The 18,239-nt window shown below is 65.0% G+C and carries 18 protein-coding genes; 11 read left to right on the forward strand and 7 right to left on the reverse strand.

The genetic code is table 11. The features are described from left to right. Positions 1-3 precede the first annotated feature (3 nt). The 5 genes from ACXAD2_RS18290 (at position 4) to lpxB (ending at position 3,953) form a co-directional block, all read left to right on the forward strand. Complete coding sequence (locus ACXAD2_RS18290; protein WP_475172677.1) at positions 4-630, forward strand: OmpH/Skp family outer membrane protein; 627 nt, start codon at positions 4-6, stop codon at positions 628-630. Between the two features lie 129 nt (positions 631-759). After that, positions 760-1,221, forward strand: coding sequence for a 3-hydroxyacyl-ACP dehydratase FabZ (gene fabZ, locus ACXAD2_RS18295; protein WP_066099889.1), 462 nt, complete (start codon positions 760-762; stop codon positions 1,219-1,221). After that, complete coding sequence (gene lpxA / locus ACXAD2_RS18300; protein WP_475172680.1) at positions 1,218-2,006, forward strand: acyl-ACP--UDP-N-acetylglucosamine O-acyltransferase; 789 nt, start codon at positions 1,218-1,220, stop codon at positions 2,004-2,006. Before fabZ ends, lpxA begins: the two co-directional genes overlap by 4 nt. Before the next feature lie 4 nt (positions 2,007-2,010). Further along, positions 2,011-2,796 (forward strand): LpxI family protein, encoded by a 786-nt coding sequence (locus ACXAD2_RS18305; protein WP_475172682.1) that lies wholly within the window; start codon positions 2,011-2,013, stop codon positions 2,794-2,796. Further along, positions 2,793-3,953 (forward strand): lipid-A-disaccharide synthase, encoded by a 1,161-nt coding sequence (gene lpxB / locus ACXAD2_RS18310; RefSeq protein ID WP_164179615.1) that lies wholly within the window; start codon positions 2,793-2,795, stop codon positions 3,951-3,953. Before ACXAD2_RS18305 ends, lpxB begins: the two co-directional genes overlap by 4 nt. A gap of 85 nt (positions 3,954-4,038) precedes the next feature. Here the strand turns inward: lpxB and ACXAD2_RS18315 are convergent, their stop codons facing one another. Then, the gene (locus tag ACXAD2_RS18315; RefSeq protein WP_224900639.1) at positions 4,039-4,698 is read right to left on the reverse strand and encodes an invasion associated locus B family protein; all 660 of its coding nucleotides are present in this window, start codon (positions 4,696-4,698) and stop codon (positions 4,039-4,041) included. 428 nt (positions 4,699-5,126) lie between these two features. Between ACXAD2_RS18315 and ACXAD2_RS18320 the strand changes: the two genes are divergently transcribed. Together ACXAD2_RS18320 and ACXAD2_RS18325 are read left to right on the forward strand one after the other, a co-directional pair. Further along, positions 5,127-6,695 (forward strand): helicase HerA-like domain-containing protein, encoded by a 1,569-nt coding sequence (locus ACXAD2_RS18320; protein WP_475172686.1) that lies wholly within the window; start codon positions 5,127-5,129, stop codon positions 6,693-6,695. An 18-nt stretch (positions 6,696-6,713) separates the two neighbouring features. Then, entirely contained in the window at positions 6,714-7,148 is a 435-nt protein-coding gene (locus ACXAD2_RS18325) for a potassium channel family protein (protein WP_475172688.1), read from the forward strand. 124 nt (positions 7,149-7,272) lie between these two features. On the opposite strand, the gene ACXAD2_RS18330 is transcribed toward ACXAD2_RS18325, so the two are convergent. Together ACXAD2_RS18330 and ACXAD2_RS18335 are read right to left on the reverse strand one after the other, a co-directional pair. Then, complete coding sequence (locus ACXAD2_RS18330) at positions 7,273-7,389, reverse strand: entericidin EcnA/B family protein (RefSeq protein WP_066099911.1); 117 nt, start codon at positions 7,387-7,389, stop codon at positions 7,273-7,275. A gap of 33 nt (positions 7,390-7,422) precedes the next feature. Continuing rightward, positions 7,423-9,258, reverse strand: a complete 1,836-nt coding sequence (locus ACXAD2_RS18335; RefSeq protein WP_475172692.1) for an extracellular solute-binding protein — start codon at positions 9,256-9,258, stop codon at positions 7,423-7,425. 526 nt (positions 9,259-9,784) lie between these two features. On the opposite strand from ACXAD2_RS18335, the gene ACXAD2_RS18340 reads away from it, so the two are divergent. The 3 genes from ACXAD2_RS18340 (at position 9,785) to ACXAD2_RS18350 (ending at position 13,360) form a co-directional block, all read left to right on the forward strand. Beyond that, positions 9,785-10,558: a 3-hydroxybutyrate dehydrogenase gene (locus ACXAD2_RS18340; protein ID WP_066099916.1), complete on the forward strand. Its 774-nt coding sequence runs from the start codon at positions 9,785-9,787 to the stop codon at positions 10,556-10,558. Positions 10,559-10,652: 94 nt separating this feature from the next. Next, positions 10,653-11,888: a putative DNA modification/repair radical SAM protein gene (locus ACXAD2_RS18345; RefSeq protein ID WP_475172696.1), complete on the forward strand. Its 1,236-nt coding sequence runs from the start codon at positions 10,653-10,655 to the stop codon at positions 11,886-11,888. After that, positions 11,888-13,360: a UdgX family uracil-DNA binding protein gene (locus ACXAD2_RS18350; RefSeq protein ID WP_475172698.1), complete on the forward strand. Its 1,473-nt coding sequence runs from the start codon at positions 11,888-11,890 to the stop codon at positions 13,358-13,360. The genes ACXAD2_RS18345 and ACXAD2_RS18350 overlap by 1 nt, the downstream gene beginning before the upstream one ends. Before the next feature lie 3 nt (positions 13,361-13,363). On the opposite strand, the gene ACXAD2_RS18355 is transcribed toward ACXAD2_RS18350, so the two are convergent. The 3 genes from ACXAD2_RS18355 to ACXAD2_RS18365 form a co-directional block, all read right to left on the reverse strand. After that, positions 13,364-14,059, reverse strand: coding sequence for a DUF502 domain-containing protein (locus ACXAD2_RS18355; RefSeq protein ID WP_224900656.1), 696 nt, complete (start codon positions 14,057-14,059; stop codon positions 13,364-13,366). Positions 14,060-14,139: 80 nt separating this feature from the next. After that, positions 14,140-15,057, reverse strand: coding sequence for a pseudouridine-5'-phosphate glycosidase (locus ACXAD2_RS18360; RefSeq protein ID WP_475172702.1), 918 nt, complete (start codon positions 15,055-15,057; stop codon positions 14,140-14,142). Further along, a complete protein-coding gene (locus ACXAD2_RS18365) occupies positions 15,054-15,947 on the reverse strand; it encodes a PfkB family carbohydrate kinase (RefSeq protein WP_164179596.1) in 894 nt (297 codons plus the stop codon). The genes ACXAD2_RS18360 and ACXAD2_RS18365 overlap by 4 nt, the downstream gene beginning before the upstream one ends. 117 nt (positions 15,948-16,064) lie before the next feature. Between ACXAD2_RS18365 and ACXAD2_RS18370 the strand changes: the two genes are divergently transcribed. Next, positions 16,065-17,075, forward strand: a complete 1,011-nt coding sequence (locus tag ACXAD2_RS18370) for an NADP-dependent oxidoreductase (RefSeq protein WP_475172707.1) — start codon at positions 16,065-16,067, stop codon at positions 17,073-17,075. A gap of 74 nt (positions 17,076-17,149) precedes the next feature. On the opposite strand, the gene ACXAD2_RS18375 is transcribed toward ACXAD2_RS18370, so the two are convergent. Further along, the gene (locus ACXAD2_RS18375) at positions 17,150-18,142 is read right to left on the reverse strand and encodes an IS30 family transposase (protein WP_475174954.1); all 993 of its coding nucleotides are present in this window, start codon (positions 18,140-18,142) and stop codon (positions 17,150-17,152) included. Positions 18,143-18,239: the final 97 nt, after the last annotated feature.

An 18,239-nucleotide genomic window follows, 5' to 3' on the forward strand; every position in this document is an offset into this window, starting at 1 on the left:
CGGATGGCGCGCAGCACCCTGCGCGCCGCCGCTTTCGGGCTGGCACTGGCGATCGGCGCGGCAACACCGGCTCTGGCGCAGGACAATATGCGCCAGGGCATCGTGCAAAGCCCGATCGTGACCATAGAGGTCGACCGTCTCTATTCCTCGAGCGATTTCGGGCAGAAGACCTCTGCCGCGCTCGACGCTGCGGGTGCGAGCATTGCCGCCGAGAACCGCCGGATCGAAGCCGAGCTGACCGCCGAGGAAAAATCCCTTACGGAGAAGCGCCGCTCGATGGACCCGGTTGCGTTCCGCAAGCTCGCCGATGCTTTTGACATCAAGGTGCAAGATCTGCGCGACGCGCAGGACAGCAAGGCGCGCAGATTGGGCAATGTTTCGGAAGAGCGGAGGCGCGAGTTCATCTCCAGCGCAGAGCCGGTTCTGGCGCAGCTGATGCGCGAGGCCGGGGCCTTGGCCATTCTCGACCAACGCTCTGTGTTCCTGTCGGCGGGGGCGATCGACATCACCGATGCGGCCATCGAACGGCTCAACGACGTGCTGGACGATCCCGAGCCGCTGCCCGACTTTTCGGGCGATGACGAAAGCGCGCAAGAGCCGGACACTCAGGCCGGGCCGCTAAAGCCCTGAGGGGCTGCCGCCGCCCGCGCTCTGTTTCAAAGCGTTACGGGCGCGCGTGCCCTGACGTGCCGCGCCGCTTGCCCCGCGCCGCAGGGATTGCTAGGGGAAGGGCGACTTTTTCCTTTTGAAAGGCCCACGATGACCGAGACGCTTCTCAGCGCTGACATCCAGCTGATCCAGCGCATCCTGCCGCATCGCTACCCGTTCCTGCTCGTCGATAAGGTCGAAGAGATCGACGGCACCAGCTCGGCCGTGGGCATCAAGAACGTCACGATGAACGAGCCGCATTTCCAGGGCCATTTCCCCGGCCTGCCGATCATGCCGGGCGTGACCATCGTCGAGGCCATGGCGCAGACCACCGCCGTGATGGTGGGCGTCGCGCTCGATCTCGCGGACAAGGACCTGAAGGTCTACTTCATGGGCATCGACAAGTGCAAATTCCGCCGCAAGGTGGTGCCGGGCGATGTGCTGAAGATGAAGGTCCGCACCCTGCGCGGCAAGCCGGGCGGCAAAGTCTGGAAGTTCGAGGGCGTGGCCGAGGTCGATGGCGAACTGGCCTGCGAAGCCGAATTCACCGCGATGATGGACCTGCCGGCGTGACCGAGGCGGTGATCCATCCCAGCGCCTATGTCGAGCCCGGCGCGCAGATCGGCGCGGGCTGCAAGATCGGCCCGTTCTGCCATGTCGGCCCCGAGGTGGTGCTGGCGGCGAATGTCGAGCTGAAGAGCCACGTCGTGGTCACCGGCCGCACCGAGATCGGCGAGGACACGGTGATCTTTCCCTTCGCGGTGATCGGCGAGATCCCGCAGGACCTGAAGTTCCAGGGCGAGAAGACCGCGCTGGTGATCGGCAAGCGCAACCGCATCCGCGAGCATGTGACCATGAACTCCGGAACCGATGGTGGTGGCGGGGTGACCCGGGTCGGCGACGACGGGCTGTTCATGGCCGGCTGCCACGTGGCGCATGACGCGCAGGTCGGCGACCGGGTCATTCTGGTCAACAACTCGGCGCTGGCGGGGCATTGCGTGATCGAGGATGACGTGATCGTCGGCGGGCTCTCGGGGGTGCACCAATGGGTGCGCATCGGGCGCGGCGCGATCATCGGCGCGGTCACCATGGTGACCAATGACGTGATCCCCTATGGCCTTGTGCAGGCACCGCGCGGCAAGCTCGACGGGCTGAACCTCGTGGGGCTCAAGCGCCGCGGCGTCGCGCGCTCGGACATCACCGCGCTGCGCGCCGCCTTCCAGATGCTGGCGCAGGGCGAAGGCGCCTTCGCCGAGCGCGCCAAGCGCCTCGGCGACGAGACCGAGAGCGAGTATGTCCGCGAGATCGTCGCCTTCATCCTCGGCGACAGCGACCGTCATTTCCTGACGCCGGGCTGAGCGCATGCTGGCGCTGATCGCAGGGCAGGGCGATCTGCCACGGGCGGTGGTGGACGCGCTGCCCGAACCGGCGCTGGTCTGCGCCATGGAAAGCTCGCCGCCCGACAGGATCACGCCTGATCATCTGTTCCGCGTCGAGCAATTGGGCAGTTTCTTTCGCTGGCTGAAGGCGCGTGGCGTCACCCGCGTGTGCATGTGTGGCGCGGTCGGTCGGCCTGACGTCAAGCTCTCTAAGCTCGACCTGCCGACGCTGATGCTGTTGCCGCGTGTGCTGCGCGCGCTGAAGCGGGGCGATGATGGCGCGCTTCGGATCGTCATCGGGATGCTCGAAGACAGTGGCTTTCAGGTGATCGGCGCGCATGAGGCCGCGCCCGCGCTGCTGCCCGAGGCCGGTGTTCTGACCGCCGCACAGCCGGGCGACGGCGCCGCGGCCATGGCGGCGCTGGCCGATCAGGTGAGCCACCGGCAAGGGCTTCAGGATCTCGGGCAGTGCTGTGTCATCTCGGGCGATCAGGTGGTCGCGCAAGAGGATGCGCGCGGCACCGACGCCATGCTTGGCGAATTGCCCCCCGTGCCCGGCGGGCTGTTCTACAAAGCGCCGAAACCGGGCCAAGAGCGCCGCGCTGATCTGCCGGTCATTGGTCCCAACACCGCCGTCGGCGCGATCCGCGCGGGGCTGGCGGGGATCGTGATCGAAGCGGGCGGGGTGATGATGCTCGACCGCGCGGCGGTGATCGAAATGCTGGATGCCGCAGGGCTCTTTCTGTGGGTACGGGAGCGGGACGCATGAAGGTTTTCATCATTGCGGGCGAGCCCTCGGGCGATCGTCTGGGCGGCGCTCTGATGCATGGGCTGAAGGCGCGCGTGCCCGATGTCTCCTTCGAGGGGATCGGCGGCGAGCGGATGCTCGAGGAGGGGCTGCAGAGCCTCTTTCCCATGGATGAGATCTCGATCATGGGCATCACCGAGATCCTGCGCCACTACGGCGCGCTGAAGGCCCGCATCCGCCAGACCGCCGATGCCATCGTCGCCGCCAAGCCCGACGTGCTGATCACCGTCGATCTGCCGGAGTTTTCGCTGCGCGTCGCCAAGCTGGTCAAGGAACGCTCGGACATCCGCACGGTGCATTACGTCGCCCCAACGGTCTGGGCGTGGCGTCCAGGGCGCGCCGCCAAGATGGCCAAACACATCGATCAGGTGCTTGCGCTACTGCCGTTTGAGCCGCCCTATATGGAGGCTGCTGGCATGCGCTGCGATTTCGTCGGCCATCCGGTGGTGACCGACCCGCAGGCGAGCCATAGCGAAGAGGCCGAGTTTCGCCTGCGCCACGGGATCGGCGATGCGCCGCTGTGCCTGATCCTGCCGGGCTCGCGCCGCTCCGAGATCAGCCGCCTTGGCCCGGTCTTCGGCGAGGCGCTGGAACAGCTGAGCGATGCGCGGCCCGAATTGCGCTACGTGCTGCCCATGGCGGGGCCGGTGGCCGATCTGGTGCGCGAAACCGTGGCGGACTGGCCGGTGGATCCAATCCTGCTTGATCCGCGCGCGCAGGGCGAAGCGGGCAAGGCCGAGAAGCGCGCCGCCTTTGCCGCCGCCGATGTGGCGCTTGCCGCCTCGGGCACCGTGGCGCTGGAGCTTGCCGCCGCCAGCACACCCATGGTGGTGGCCTATGACATGGGCTGGCTGTCGCGGCAGATCATCTCGCGGCTGATGCTGGTGGACTCGGTGAACCTTGTGAACCTCGTCACCGGCAGCCGCAGCGTGCCGGAATATGTGGGCGATGCCTGCAGACCGGGACCGATTGCTGATGCGGTGCTGCGGGTTCTCGACGCCCCGCAAGAGCAGATCGCCGCGATGCGCGACACGATGGAGCAACTGGGCAAGGGCGGACCGCCCCCCGGCCAGCGCGCCGCCGACGCGGTGCTCGACGGGATCCGCCAAGCCGGGTAACCCCAGTTTCGGGAAATGCCGAAATACAAAAAAGCCCCGGCATCCTCGCGATGCCGGGGCTTTGTTTTCTGGGCCTTAGCCGCGCTTACTGGCGCAGCGCGCTGGTCTCTTCATAGCCAGCGGTGAAACCCGACAGCGACATGTCCAGCTCGACCTTCTGATCCGGGGCAAGCGCCGGAACGATGGTGATCTTGGCGCTTGCGCCGCCCTTGAAGCGGTTCACGTCTTCTTCGGTGAAGCCGACGCGGGCGTAGCAGCCCACCGGGGTGCAGAACGAGAAATCATAGCGTTTCGCCTGACCGCCATCGACGGCGATGGTCATCTTCTGCGTCAGCAGCGTCTCGAGCGGCACGACGAACGTGCCGCCAGCCGCGACCTGGCCACCATTGGCGACGCGGAACAGGCTGACCTCGGCAACGTTATTGCCGTCGCCATCCTGCAGCAGCTGGTACATCTGGCACGGATCTTCTGCCTCGCTGCCCTCGGGGGCGCGCAGACACTGAAGCTCCCACGAGCCATGGGTGGCTTTGACATAGGTTTCGGGCTGGTTCTGGCCCGCCGCCGGTGCGGCCGCAGCGCCAGCGCCGGTGTCTTCGCCCAGCGACAGGCCGCCCGGCGCGACAGATCCTTCTGCCGCCGCAGCGGGCGCGTCTTCGGTCTCGGCGGTGTCCTGCGCATAGGCGGGCAGCGCAACAAGCGCAGCCGCCAGCGGCAGCACGCGCAGAATGTGAAGCGGTGTGGTCATGGTTTCCCCCTGAACGTTCATTCTTGCCTCACTGACCGCTTAGCATGCACGTCAAACGGTGTCAGTCGGGAATTCCTCGCGATCACGAGAGCGGCAAAAAAGCGCGAAACTAGTTCAAAAAAAAGAGAAAAGGGACCGTGCGGTCCCCTTTCCCTTGCTCCCTGTCGGACCGGCCGACTTTGTCATTGACGGGACGCTACGAAACTCTTCGGCACCGGTCAACAGGCTTTGCAAGGTCAGGGCTACACTTTTGTGCAAAAGGCCGCGCCCGAAACACGGACGCGGCAAGTCAGACAGGGAGGAAGTTCGCCCGAGGCAGGAGAGGACATGTTGCCCCGGACGAATTTCATACTGGCACCAAAGAGTTAAGATTGTATGCTCGGGGGCGGGCCGGATTTGGCAGAGCAAAGCGACATCGGAGGCGGGTCATGGAAAGTGACGTTTTTGTAGGCGGTGGCGGCGAAGGCTACTCCGAAAAACAATACCTTGGCCTGAAGTACGGCAATCGCCACGGGCTCATCGCCGGGGCGACCGGCACCGGCAAGACCGTCACGCTGCAGATCCTCGCAGAAGGCTTTTCCGCAGCGGGCGTGCCGGTCTTCCTGTCGGACGTGAAGGGCGATCTTTCGGGGCTTGCGCTGGCCGGGTCGGAAAGCGCGCCGCTGCATGGCCCGTTCACCGAGCGCAATGCCACCATCGGCTATGATGAGTTCACCTATCAGGCGTTCCCTGCGGTCTTTTGGGATCTCTTCGGCGCCAAGGGCCACCCGGTGCGCACCACGGTGGCCGAGATGGGCCCGCTGCTGCTGGCGCGGCTTTTGGAACTTACCGAGGCGCAGGAGGGCATTCTCAACATTGCCTTCCGCCTGTCGGACGAGCAGGGGCTGCCGCTGCTCGATCTCAAGGACCTGCAATCGCTGCTGGTCTGGGTCGGGCAGAACGCCAAGGAGCTCAGCCTGCGCTACGGCAATGTCTCCACCGCCTCGGTCGGGGCGATCCAGCGGCGCCTTCTGGTGCTCGAGAACCAAGGCGGCACGCGGTTGTTTGGCGAGCCGGCGCTGGATCTGGCGGATCTGATGCGCTGCGCCCCGGACGGACGCGGGCATATCAACATCCTCGCAGCAGATGCGCTGATGGGCGCACCCCGGCTCTACGCCACCTTCCTTTTGTGGCTGCTGTCGGAGCTCTTCGAGGAACTGCCCGAGGTGGGCGATCCCGACAAGCCCAAGCTGGTGTTCTTTTTTGACGAAGCGCATCTGCTGTTTGACGACGCGCCCAAGGCGCTGGTCGACAAGGTCGAGCAGGTCGCGCGGCTGATCCGCTCGAAAGGGGTTGGCGTCTATTTCGTCACCCAGAACCCCGATGACATCCCCGAAGACATCCTCGGCCAGCTTGGCAACCGCGTGCAGCACGCGCTGCGCGCCTTCACCGCGCGCGACAAGAAGGCGCTCAAGCAAGCCGCCGAAACCTACCGCCCGAACCCCGCCTTCGACACCGAAACCACCATCCGCGAGGTTGGCACCGGCGAGGCTGTCACCTCGTTTCTGCAAAAGAAGGGCGTGCCGGGCATCGTGCAGCGCACGCTGGTGCGCCCGCCAAGCTCGCAGCTCGGCCCGATCACCGACGCCGAGCGCACGCAGCTGATGGACGCCTCGGCGCTCAAGGGCAAATACGACACGCCGGTGGATCGAAACTCGGCGCATGAGATGCTCAAGGCCCGCGCCGAGGCCGCGGCGCGCGAGGCCGAGGCCGCCGAGACCACCAGCACGGCGCAGCAAACGATCGAAGCCGAGGTGCGCGACTATAACCGTGCGCGCCGCTACGATCCGACGCCGCGCGCCGGGGCCCGCTCCAGCAGCAAGAGCCGCAGCACCCGCTACAGCGCCCCCGACAGCATCGGCGAGGCGCTGGGGCAGGCGGTGCTGAAAGAGCTTTCGGGCACCACCGGCAAAAGGCTGGTGCGCGGCATTCTCGGCAGCCTGTTCAAAGCGCGCTGAGGCACGGGGAGCCGCAGGATGGGGATGGGACTACAGATCGTTCTGGGCACCGGGCTGCTGTTTCTCTGCGCGCTGGTGCAGATCTGGCTGGTGTCGCTGGTGGGGCCGCGGCTGATGCGCCACGCCGCGCGGCCCGAATTGCAGGCCAGCCGTTTGAAGCTCTTTGTCCTGATCTGCGCGGCCTTCGGCGCCATGGTGGTGGCACATACGATCCAGGTCTGGATCTGGGCCGCGAGCTTTCGCCGCCTCGGGGCCTTCGAGACGCTGAACGAGGCGTTCTATTTCGCCGTCGTCAGCTACACCACGCTGGGCTATGGCGACATCACGCTGGGCGAGGGGATGCGCATCTTCGGCAGCTTCGCGGCGATCACCGGGCTGCTGACCTTCGGGGTCAGCACGGCGTTTCTGCTGGCGGTGCTGACCCGGCTGCGCCCGATGCTGGGCGAGCCGTGACGCGGGGGCACTGCCCCCGCACGCAGGTTAGACACGGGGGGCTCTGCCCCCGTACGCAGGATAGACCACGGGGGCTCTGCCCCCGCACCCCCGGGATATTTCTGCCAAGAGGAAGGGGCCGGGATCAGAACCAGCTGTCGACCGTGCGCGAGGCGCGCGAGACGTCCTGTCCGAAGCCATCGACGGTGCCGCAAGCGGCAAGCGGGGCGGCCAGAAGGGCGATGAGGATAAGGCGTTTCATACTGTCTGCTCGTTTCTCGTTGTCGTGTTGGTCTTATTGTTTGGTCGTCTCGTCTTCCCACCACCAGGCGTTGGGCTGCCAGTCGATCCAATCGCCGTAGACCGGGGTGGGCTCGGCATATTTTAGCCCTTTGGCGTGGGCAATCCAGCTCTGGTTCCACTGGTAGGTGGGGATGACGTAGCGCCCCGCGGTGAGCACCCGGTCGAGCGCCCGCGTGGCGGCGAGGAAATCGTCGCGCGAGGTGGCGGTCAGAAGCTCTTCGATCATCGCGTCGGCGGCGGGGCTCTTCATCCCCATGAGGTTGCGCGAGCCCTCCTGATCGGCGGCGGCGCTACCCCAATAGAGGCGCTGCTCATTGCCCGGCGACAGCGACAGACCGCGGCGGAACCATGTGACGTCGAAATCGAAAGAGGCAGTGCGCGAATTGTACTGGGCGGAATCCACCGTATCGACGCGCACCTCGATCCCCAAGCGTTGCAGCGCCTGCACATAGATGTCGATCATCGAGCCCGCCTCGGTCTCGCCCTGCGGCAGCAGGATGTCGAAGCCGAAGGGCTGGCCGTCGGGGCCGGTCATCACGCCGTTCTGCACGGTGTAGCCAGCCTCTTCCAGAAGGCCCATCGCCTTGCGCAGACCGGCGCGATTGCGCGCCGAGCCATCGCCCTGAGGCAGGCTGTAGCCCTCGAGAGCGCCCGGCGGCAGGCTGTCCGCGAAAGGTGCGAGCAATTCCTTCACCCGGCCACCGGCGGGACCGTCCTTCATCGCCAGTTCGGAGTTGGAGAAATAGGAGGTGATGCGCGGCTGGCGGCCGCCGGTCAGCGTCTCGTTGATATATTCGAAGTTGAACAGCTGGATCATCGCCTCGCGCACCCGCCAGTCGGCAAAGGCCGGTTGGCGCGTGTTCATCACAAAGCCGGTCATCCCCGAGGGGCGCCCGTGCGGGATCACCGATTTGACCACCTCGCCGCTTTCGATCGCCGGGAAACCGTACTGGCTTTCCCATTTCTCCGAGTTGAACTCGCGGTTCGAGTTGAGCAGCCCGGCCTTGAACGCCTCGAACATCGCGGTGCCATCGCCGAAGAACTCCATGCGCACTTCGTCGAGGTTGGCCTGACCCTTCATGAAGGGCACATCCTTGCCCCAATAGTCGGGGTCGCGCTTGAGCGAGACGTAGCGCCCCGCCTCGAAATCGTCGATGACATAGGGCGCGGTGGTGATCGGGATCACGTCGAGGCCGGACTCGGCGAAATCCTTGCCCTCCCATTGCGCCTTTTTGAGGATCGGACGCATGCCGACGATCAGCGCCAGCTCGCGATCGGGGGTGTTGAAGGTAAAGCGCAGGCTACGCTCGCCGGTCTTTTCGATGCTCTCGATCCGGTTATACGTGCCCTGATAGCGCGGATGGCCGACAGTGCCGAGCGTGTCGAAGCTCCAGATCACGTCCTCGACCGTCACCGGCGTGCCGTCCGAGAACTTGGCCTCGGGGCGCAGGGTGAACTCGACCCAATCGCGCTCGGGCGAGGTCTCGACCGTTTCGCAGATCAGACAATAAAGTGTGAAGGGCTCATCCCAGCTGCGGCCCATAAGGGATTCATAAGCCAGAAACCGCAGCTGCCACGGCACCGAACCCTTGAGGATATGCGGGTTGAGACTGTCGAAACTGCCCACTTCGCCGGTGACGATGCGGCCGCCCTTGGGGGCATCGGGATTGACGTAGGGCAGATGGTCGAAATCGGCGGGCAGGGCGGGCGCGCCATACATGGCGATGCCGTGCATGGGCTCTGCCGCAGCGCCGAATCCGGCGCAGATCGCCAGCGCGGTCAATGTGCTGTTTCCCAGCGAGGGGAATTTGAAAAAATTCGCGGTCATCTTGGAAACCGTCCTGCTCTGCCCTTGTTTTCTTGGCTTCAGAGCCTACCGGGGCTTTTACGTCTTTTCAAACTTTTAGGTTGGACTCCGGCGGCAAAGCGCGTATAAAGAAGTCACTGCTCGATAGGTTTCTTGCCTGTATGAAACCTGCCTCAATGACTGAACGCCGGCTTCGTGCCGGCGTTTTTTTTATGTCTCGCAACACTTTTCCGAAGAGGCGCAGCCCGTTTTCCCCGCCCAGAAGGACGAGTTGAAGAGGGGCTGCGACGCGCGCCTTCTGCCTGCAAATGCGGCAGCGCGGCATGACGGGCAGCGATCCCGGAGCCATACAGGCCAAGGCCCCGCTTGCCTAGGGGGGCATTCATCCACAGGGCCTACTTATCCGTGATGACGTTGCGATCCCGGGCTTGCAGCTTCCGCTTGGATAGCAGAGCAATGGGGCGGACAGGGAACCGGGAGGATGGGTTGTCCCTTGGTCCCAGTGAGGCGTGCAATTTTGGCGCCGCAGCAATCGAGGAGTTTTCGCATGTCTCTCAAGGGCAAAACAGCCATCGTCACCGGGTCGAACTCGGGCATCGGCCTCGGCGTCGCGCGCGAACTGGCGCAGGCCGGCGCGTCGGTGGTGCTCAATTCCTTCACCGACCGTGACGAGGATCATCAGCTCGCCGCCGACATGTCCAAAGAGTTCGGCGTGCCGGTGCGCTACATCAAGGCCGATATGTCCAAGGGCGACGAATGCCGCGCGCTGATCGAGCAGGCGGGGGCCTGCGACATCCTCGTCAACAACGCCGGCATCCAGCATGTGGCGCCGATCGACGAGTTCCCGATCGAGAAATGGGACGCGATCATCGCCATCAACCTTACCTCGGCGTTCCACACCACCGCCGCGGCGCTGCCGATGATGCGCAAGGCGGGCTGGGGTCGGGTGGTGAACATCGCCTCGGCGCATGGGCTCACCGCCTCGCCGTTCAAATCAGCCTATGTCTCGGCCAAGCACGGCATCGTCGGCATGACCAAGACCGTGGCGCTGGAGACCGCGAAAGAGCCGATCACCTGCAACGCCATCTGCCCGGGCTATGTGAAGACCCCGCTGGTCGAGGCGCAGATCCCCGACACCGCCGCCAAGTACAACATGTCCGAGGAAGAGGTGATCGAGAAGGTGATCCTCGAGCGTCAGCCCTCGAAAGAATTCGCCACCACCGCGCAGATCGGCGGCACGGCGGTCTTCCTGTGCTCGGACGCAGCCGAGCAGATCACCGGCACGACGATCTCGGTCGACGGCGGCTGGACCGCGCTCTGATCCGGCACCGCTTCGGGGACACTTCGGCGTGAGCCGCGGTGTCCCCGCAACTTCCCCCGTTGATCGGGTGCTCATGTGAACATATCATGAACACATGGCAAGAATGACCCTCGATCAGAAGCTCGCGATTCTTTCCGACGCGGCAAAATACGATGCCTCCTGCGCCTCCAGCGGGGGGCAGAAGCGCAATTCGCGCGACGGTAAGGGCCTCGGCTCGACCACCGGCTCTGGCATCTGCCACGCCTATACACCCGATGGGCGCTGCATCAGCCTGCTGAAGATCCTGATGACGAACTTCTGCATCTATGATTGCGCCTATTGCGTAAACCGCGTCAGTTCCAACGTCACCCGTGCCCGGTTCTCGCCCGAGGAGGTGGTGACGCTGACGCTGGAGTTCTACCGGCGCAATTACATCGAGGGGCTGTTCCTCTCGTCCGGCATCATCCGCAGCCCCGACGAGACCATGGCCGACATGGTGCGCATCGCGCGGATGCTGCGGCTCGATCATCACTTCCGCGGCTATATCCACCTCAAGACCATCCCCGATGCCGCGCCCGAACTGATTGAGGAAGCGGGGCTCTATGCCGACCGTTTGTCGATCAATGTGGAACTGCCGACCGACCGCGCGGTGAAGGATTACGCGCCGGAAAAGGATCCTGCGCAGATCCGCCGCGCCATGGCCGACGTGCGGCTGAAGCGCGAGGCCCGCAAGGAGCGAAGCTTTACCGGCAAGCGCCCGCCGCGCTTTGCGCCCGCGGGGCAGTCGACGCAGATGATCGTCGGCGCCGATGGGGCGGATGACACCACCATTCTGCGCAGCTCGACCCGGCTTTACTCCAGCTACGGGCTGAAGCGCGTCTATTACTCGGCCTTCTCGCCGATCCCCGACAGTTCCGCCGCGCTGCCGCTGATCAAGCCGCCGCTGATGCGCGAGCATCGGCTCTATCAGGCGGACTGGTTGCTGCGCTTTTATGGCTTCGACGTCGACGAGATCGCGGCCTCGAGCAAGGGCGGGCATCTCGATCTGGAGATCGACCCAAAGCTCGCCTGGGCGCTGACCAACCGGCATCTGTTTCCGGTCGATGTGAACCGCGCCGAGCGTGAGATGCTGCTGCGGGTGCCGGGGCTGGGCACCAAGAGCGTCGGGCGCATCCTTGCCACACGCCGCCACCGCACGCTGCGCTATGACGATCTGCGGCGGATGGGGGCGAACCTCAAACAGGCCAAGCCCTTCATCACGCTGCTCGACTGGCGCCCGCGCGCGCTGAGCGATGCTGCCGATCTTCGCGCCCGTTTCGCGCCGCCGCCCGAGCAGTTGCAGCTGATCTGATGCGCAGCGTCAGCCTGCCAGAGATCGGCACCTTCGAGGCGTGGCGCGACGAGGCGCGGGCTCTGCTTGCCGCCTCAGTCCCGCCCGAAGAGCTGCTGTGGCAGCGCGGGCAGGGTGCGGCTGACCTCTTTTCCAATGGCCTCTTTTCCGATGCCCTCATTTCCAATGGCCCCGGCGCCGAAGCTCCGCCATCAGGCGCCGCCGCGCCGCCCTCTGTGCCGCGCGGCTTTGTCGATCTTGCGCGGCTGGTGATCTGCCACAGAGATCCCGAGCGCTTCGCCCGGCTCTATGCGCTGCTTTGGGCGCTGCGCTCGGACAAGCGCCTGCTGAGCGACCGCGCCGATCCGCGCATCGACCGGCTCGAACGGATGGCCAAAGAGGTCCGCCGCGACCGCCACAAGATGACCGCCTTCGTTCGGTTCCGCGAGATCGGCGCCCCCGGTGCCAACCGCCGCAGCTTTGCCGCGTGGTTCGAGCCGACGCATCATATTGTCGAGCTGACCGCGCCCTTCTTCGTCAGCCGTTTCGGCGACATGGACTGGTGTATTCTCACACCCGATATCTCGGCGCATTTCGAGGGCGGCGATCTGCGCTTCGCCGCCGGGGCCACGCGCCCCGATCTGCCCGAGGATGCCACAGAAGACCTCTGGCGCACCTATTTCCGCAATATCTTCAATCCCGCCCGGCTGAAGCCCAGGGCGATGCAGGCGGAGATGCCAAAGAAATACTGGCACAATATGCCCGAAACCCAGCTGATCCCCGAACTTCTGGCCAGCGCACAGGCGCGGGCACAGGAAATGGCCGAGGCCGCACCGACGCTGGCCCCGGCGCGCGCCGGGAAGATCACCGCAAGGCTGCGCGGCGCGCCGGATTTAGCGCCCGAGATACCGGACGATCTGGCGCAGGCGCTACAGGGCTGCCGCCGCTGCCCGCTGTGGCAGGACGCGACGCAGCCGGTACCCGGCGAGGGGCCGAAGGATGCGGCGCTGATGGTGGTGGGCGAACAGCCCGGAGATCGCGAAGACCTCGAAGGCCGTCCGTTTGTCGGCCCGGCAGGGCAGCTTTTCGACAAGGTGGCGGCGCGGGCCGGGCTCGACCGGGCGCAGGCCTATTTGACCAATGCGGTAAAGCATTTCAAATTCACCCCGCGCGGCAAGCGCCGGATCCATCAGGCGCCGAACCGGGGCGAGGTGATGCACTGCCGCTGGTGGCTCGACATCGAGCGCACGCAGGTGCAGCCGAAACTGATCCTCGCCATGGGCGCGACTGCCGCCGAGAGCCTCACTGGAAGTCGCGCGGCGCTGATGGCGCGGCGGGGACGGGTGGAGCACACCGAAGACGGCACGCCGGTGCTGATCACCCTGCACCCATCCTACCTGCTGCGTCTGCCCGACGCGGACAGACCGGCAGCCGAGGCCCTGTTCGAGCAGGACCTGCGGCTGGCGGCGGAAATGGTCACCGAGTTGCGCTGAGCCTCAGCTCGCGCGGCGCACCGGCTCGACCTTGGGTTTGCCGCCGGGTTTCTCGGGCGGATAGACGAGACCGGCGGAGATCACCAGTTTCGCAGCGTCCTCGATGCTCATCTCCAGTTCCACCACATCCTCGACCGGGAAGTAGAGCAGGAAGCCCGAGGTGGGGTTCGGCGTGGTCGGCACGAAGACCGACACAAGCTCTCCGGTGACGTCGGATTTCTCCAGCACCTCACCCTTGGCCTGCGTCGAGATGAAGCCGATCGCCCAGATGCCCTTGCGCGGGTATTGCACAAGGCAGGCCTTCTCAAAGCTGCGCTCGGTCTGGGCAAACACCGTCTCGGCGATCTGCTTGATGCCGGAATAGATCGAGCGCACCACCGGGGTCCGGTCCACGAGCGTTTCGGCAAAGCGGATCGCCGAGCGGCCGATGAGGCCCTTGGCGACCCAGCCCACCACGATGGTGAAGACAAGGAAGAAGATCACCCCGACGCCGCGCAGGTTGATCCCGATGTATTCCTCGGGATTGAACCGCTGCGGCACCAGCGGCAGCACAAAGCCATCGACCCAGCCAAACAGGGTCCAGATCAGCCAGACCGTCAGGCCGACCGGCGCGATCACCACCAGCCCGGTGAGGAAGCTGGCCCGGAGGCTCGCAAAGATGCCGGGACGGCGCGGCTTTTCGTCGAAGGGGGTGTTCATTCGTGGTCCGGAAAAAGAAGTTACCGCACCAACCTAGGCACTCGCGCGCCGCTTCACAATGGGCGCGCGAGCCTGTGATGTCAGCTTCGGGGCAGGGCGCTCAGTTCCGAAGCGATCGCAGCGCCCAGCTTGGCGTTGTTGAGCACCAGTTCGATGTTGCTCTCCAGCGAGCGGCCTTCGGTCAGCTCGAAGATGCGCTGCAGCAGATAGGGCGTCACAGCTTTGCCGTGGATGCCGTGCGTTGTGGCATCTTCCATGGCGCGCTGGATGATCGGCATCATGGTGTCGCGCGGGATTTCCGCCGCGGGCGGGATCGGATTGGCGACAAGCTGGCCACCCGGAAGCCCCAAGGCCGCGCGCATCCGCTGCGCCTCGGCGATCTGCTTGGGAGTATCGAGCCGCAGCGGCGCCGCCAGACCAGCCTCACGCGACCAGAAGGCGGGCAGGTGGTCCTGACCAAAGGCGATCACCGGAACACCAAGGGTTTCAAGCACTTCCAGCGTCTTCGAAAGGTCGAGGATCGCCTTTGCGCCGGCCGCGATCACGGTCACCGGGGTCTGCGCCAGTTCCTGCAGGTCGGCCGAGATGTCAAAGCTCTGCTCGGCACCGCGATGCACGCCGCCAATGCCGCCGGTGGCAAAAACCTCGATCCCCGCGAGCCGCGCCGCAATCATCGTCGCCGCAACGGTGGTGGCGCCGGTGCCGCCGCGCGCCATGCAAACCGCCATATCGGCGCGCGAGAGCTTCGCCGCGTGTTTGGTCTGCGCCAGATTCTCAAGCTGCGCATCGTCGAGCCCTACGCAGAGCTTGCCGTCGAGCACCGCGATGGTCGCGGGCGTGGCGCCGCCGTCGCGGATGGTCTGCTCGACCTTGCGCGCCATCTCGAGGTTCTGCGGCCAAGGCATACCGTGGGTGATGATGGTGGATTCCAGCGCCACCACGGGCGCGCCGTTTTCCAGCGCGTCGGCAACGGGGGCGGACAGATGCACGAGGCTCATGAAGCGATATCTCCGGATACGTAGGTTGCGGCGGCCTCCAGCGCTTCATGCAGCGCGGTGGCACGGTCAGCGCCGCGCAGTTCGGCGGCGATATGCGCCGCCATGAAAGTGTCGCCCGCGCCGGTGACACGGGTCACCAGCACCTCGGGCGGACATTCGGACACGACGCCCTCGGCGGTGGCATCGGCGGCGGGCTTGCCGCCATCGGTGACCAGCGCACGTGCCGCGCCGCGCTCGATCAGCGCAGCCGCCGCGGTCTTGGCATCGTCAAAGCTCTGCATGCACAGAAGGCCGGCTTCTTCGAGATTCACATAAAGCACGCCGCGTCCCGCGCGCAGGAAGGGCGTCAGACGCTCGGCCTTACCGGGGCTCGCCGGGGCGATGCGCAGGTCGGCGGCGCGGAAGGCGGGCAGGCGGACGATTTCCTCCAGCAGCGCCTCGGTGAGATTGCCGTCGAGCGCGACCGGCCCGCTCCATGGCGCATCGGTCTGACCAAGCGGGCCGTCGATCAGCGGCGCTAGGATACGCGCACCGGCCTGTTCCAGCGAATGCGCGTCGGCAATCGCCGCGATCAGCCCGTTCGCACCTTCAACCGCCATGTAAATATCGGTCGGCAAGTCCTCGGAACGATACAGAAATTCCGTGATACACCCAAGCCGCTCACAGGCATCGACAAGCTCGTGCCCGTTGGGGTCCTGACCGACCGCGCTAAGCAGTCCGGGCTTCAGACCAAAGCGCGTCAGGGTCATCGCGATGTTCATCGCGACGCCGCCGGGCAGGCGGGTGATACGTCCGGGCACGTCCGAGCCCTGACGCATATGGCTGGCGGATCGGCCAATCACATCCCACAGGACGGAGCCGATGCAAAGGATATCGGGGGCGCTGTTCATTCTGTCCTTGTGACCGAGCGTGCGCGCCGGGGCAAGAGCATTGATGCAAAGCCGCACGGCTGCTAGCGCTTCGGCGGAAACACGCATGAACGCGCCGGATTTGGGAGGAATAGAGCCATGATGAACCGCCGATGGGTGCTTGATCACTATCCGCAGGGCGCGGCAACCGAGGACGTCTGGCGGCTCGAAGACGCGCCGATCCCAGAGCTTGAGCCAGGGCAAATTCTTGTGAAAACCCAGTGGCTTTCGCTTGATCCTTATATGCGCGGGCGGATCGCTCCTGGGGCCAATTACACCGCCGGTGTTGCGCCCGGAGGGCTGATGCAGGGCGGCGGTGTCGGTGAGGTGATCGCTTCGGCGCATCCGGGCTGGAAGGTCGGCGACATGGCCGAAAGCATGAGGTTTGGCTGGCAGACCCATGCGGTGCTGAGCCCGGATCTGCCGGGCGCTCAGGCCACGAACCGGGTGCCCGAAGGGGTTCCGGCGCAGGCGGCGCTGTCGTGGCTCGGGATGCCGGGGCTGACGGCTTATGTTGGGCTGACCGAGATCGCGCGGCCGCTGCCGGGTGAAACCGTGGTCGTCTCGGCAGCCTCGGGCGCTGTGGGACAGCTTGTGGGCCAGATCGCAAAACTGATGGGCGCGCGCGTCGTGGCGATCGCAGGCAGCGAGGAAAAGCTGAACTATTGCCGTGAGTTGGGCTTTGACGTTGCGATCTCGCACCGCGACCCAAAGCTCGCCGAGGCGCTGGCAGAGGCGTGCCCGGAGGGCGTCGATGTTTTCTGGGACAACACCGGCGGCACCATCCACGACATCGTGCTGGCGCAACTGGCGACGCGGGCGCGTGTGGTGATCTGCGGTCGCATCGCGGTGGTCGACAAGCCCGCGAGCGAGGACATCGGCCTCAGGGCCAGCGCGCGGCTGATCGTGACGCGCGCACGGGTCGAGGGCTTGGTGGTCTTCGACTGGTGGCACAAGCGCGACGAGGCGTTCCGGCATCTGCGCAAATGGCAGGCCGCGGGGCATATCCGCTACCGTGAGGACGTTCTGGAGGGGTTCGAGCGCATGCCCGAAGCATTCCTGCGCATGATGAGCGGCGCCAATCTGGGCAAGCAGCTGGTGCGCGTCTGACCAAAATTCGAGGTGGGGACACCAAAATTCCCACCTCGATTTTGTGAGCTCAAGGGTGGTTGCGACAGGTTCCGCTATCTCAGTTTCACCATTTCTTCTCTGAAGGCTTCCGTTGGCGTGCGCCATCCGAGGCACTTTCGCGGTGTCGCATTCAGTCTCTCGCTGATCTCCTTCATCTGGGGTGTTGATAGCGATGCGAGAGGCGTATCACGGGGCAGGACGCGGCGGGCACGTCCGTTCAGGTTTTCCACCGAACCTTTCTGCCAGGGTGCCTGCGGGTCGCAGAACCAGGCGGTTGTCCCGATGCCGGCCTCGAGCTTTCGCCAGTCGCGAAACTCGAACCCACGGTCGAAGGTGATCGACTTGCGCGCCGCCTGAGGCAGCGGTGTCATCACGTTCATCAAGCTGTTCATGAAATGCGTGGAGCTGCGATCGTTGTTCCGGAACAGGACTGCGAAGCGGGTCTTTCTCTCGACCAGCGCCGCGACGTTCATCGAGCCTTGTGCGCGCTCGAAGATCATCAGATCACCTTCCCATTCACCAAATGTTTCCCGTGCTTTAACGTATTCTGGTCGCTGATGGATCGAGCGTTCGGGAGGAAAGACCTGGTTGCGGGAACGCCGTGCATACCGGGGCCTGCGTTTCTGGCGCCGCCTCGGCAAATGTCGCGCCAACTCTTCGGCACGACCCTCGGGGCCGTAGACCCAGGCATAGATGGTTTCATGGCTGATGCGGGTCTCGTGACCCTCAAAGGCAAGACGCCCCGCAACTTGCTCCGGAGACCAACCTTCCTTCAACCGGTCGATCACGGCCTCACGCAAGGCAGGAAGCCTGATGAGCTTGCGTCGCCTTGCGCGACGCGCGGTCGCTGATTTTTGCGCCACGACACCATAGTAGCCGTTCAGCTCCGGCAGCTCGTCAGCGACAAAACTATTGCGCTTGATCTCTCGGTAGACGCTGGACCTGTGACGGCCGAGTTCAGCGGCAATCCTACTGACTGGCAGCTTTGCGTTCAGCATGTCTTCGATACTGCGCCGTTCACGAAGGTCTAACTCTGTGTGCGCCATCATCCGTTCTCCTTACTTTCCAGAAAGATAGGGGAATTGTCGCAACGGAGTTTAGAATGTGCCTTTCCCACTATAGCGATTCTCATAATTGGTATTA

This window comes from Salipiger sp. ABN3_019, assembly GCF_056158605.1.

Coding starts and splice junctions, on each gene's coding strand:
- ACXAD2_RS18290 (WP_475172677.1), top strand. CDS start 4: ATGGCGCGCAGCACCCTGCGCGCCGCCGCTTTCGGGCTGGCACTGGCG.
- fabZ (WP_066099889.1), top strand. CDS start 760: ATGACCGAGACGCTTCTCAGCGCTGACATCCAGCTGATCCAGCGCATC.
- ACXAD2_RS18305 (WP_475172682.1), top strand. CDS start 2,011: ATGCTGGCGCTGATCGCAGGGCAGGGCGATCTGCCACGGGCGGTGGTG.
- lpxB (WP_164179615.1), top strand. CDS start 2,793: ATGAAGGTTTTCATCATTGCGGGCGAGCCCTCGGGCGATCGTCTGGGC.
- ACXAD2_RS18315 (WP_224900639.1), bottom strand. CDS start 4,698: ATGACCACACCGCTTCACATTCTGCGCGTGCTGCCGCTGGCGGCTGCG.
- ACXAD2_RS18320 (WP_475172686.1), top strand. CDS start 5,127: ATGGAAAGTGACGTTTTTGTAGGCGGTGGCGGCGAAGGCTACTCCGAA.
- ACXAD2_RS18325 (WP_475172688.1), top strand. CDS start 6,714: ATGGGGATGGGACTACAGATCGTTCTGGGCACCGGGCTGCTGTTTCTC.
- ACXAD2_RS18330 (WP_066099911.1), bottom strand. CDS start 7,389: ATGAAACGCCTTATCCTCATCGCCCTTCTGGCCGCCCCGCTTGCCGCT.
- ACXAD2_RS18335 (WP_475172692.1), bottom strand. CDS start 9,258: ATGACCGCGAATTTTTTCAAATTCCCCTCGCTGGGAAACAGCACATTG.
- ACXAD2_RS18340 (WP_066099916.1), top strand. CDS start 9,785: ATGTCTCTCAAGGGCAAAACAGCCATCGTCACCGGGTCGAACTCGGGC.
- ACXAD2_RS18345 (WP_475172696.1), top strand. CDS start 10,653: ATGGCAAGAATGACCCTCGATCAGAAGCTCGCGATTCTTTCCGACGCG.
- ACXAD2_RS18350 (WP_475172698.1), top strand. CDS start 11,888: ATGCGCAGCGTCAGCCTGCCAGAGATCGGCACCTTCGAGGCGTGGCGC.
- ACXAD2_RS18355 (WP_224900656.1), bottom strand. CDS start 14,059: ATGAACACCCCCTTCGACGAAAAGCCGCGCCGTCCCGGCATCTTTGCG.
- ACXAD2_RS18360 (WP_475172702.1), bottom strand. CDS start 15,057: ATGAGCCTCGTGCATCTGTCCGCCCCCGTTGCCGACGCGCTGGAAAAC.
- ACXAD2_RS18365 (WP_164179596.1), bottom strand. CDS start 15,947: ATGAACAGCGCCCCCGATATCCTTTGCATCGGCTCCGTCCTGTGGGAT.
- ACXAD2_RS18370 (WP_475172707.1), top strand. CDS start 16,065: ATGATGAACCGCCGATGGGTGCTTGATCACTATCCGCAGGGCGCGGCA.
- ACXAD2_RS18375 (WP_475174954.1), bottom strand. CDS start 18,142: ATGGCGCACACAGAGTTAGACCTTCGTGAACGGCGCAGTATCGAAGAC.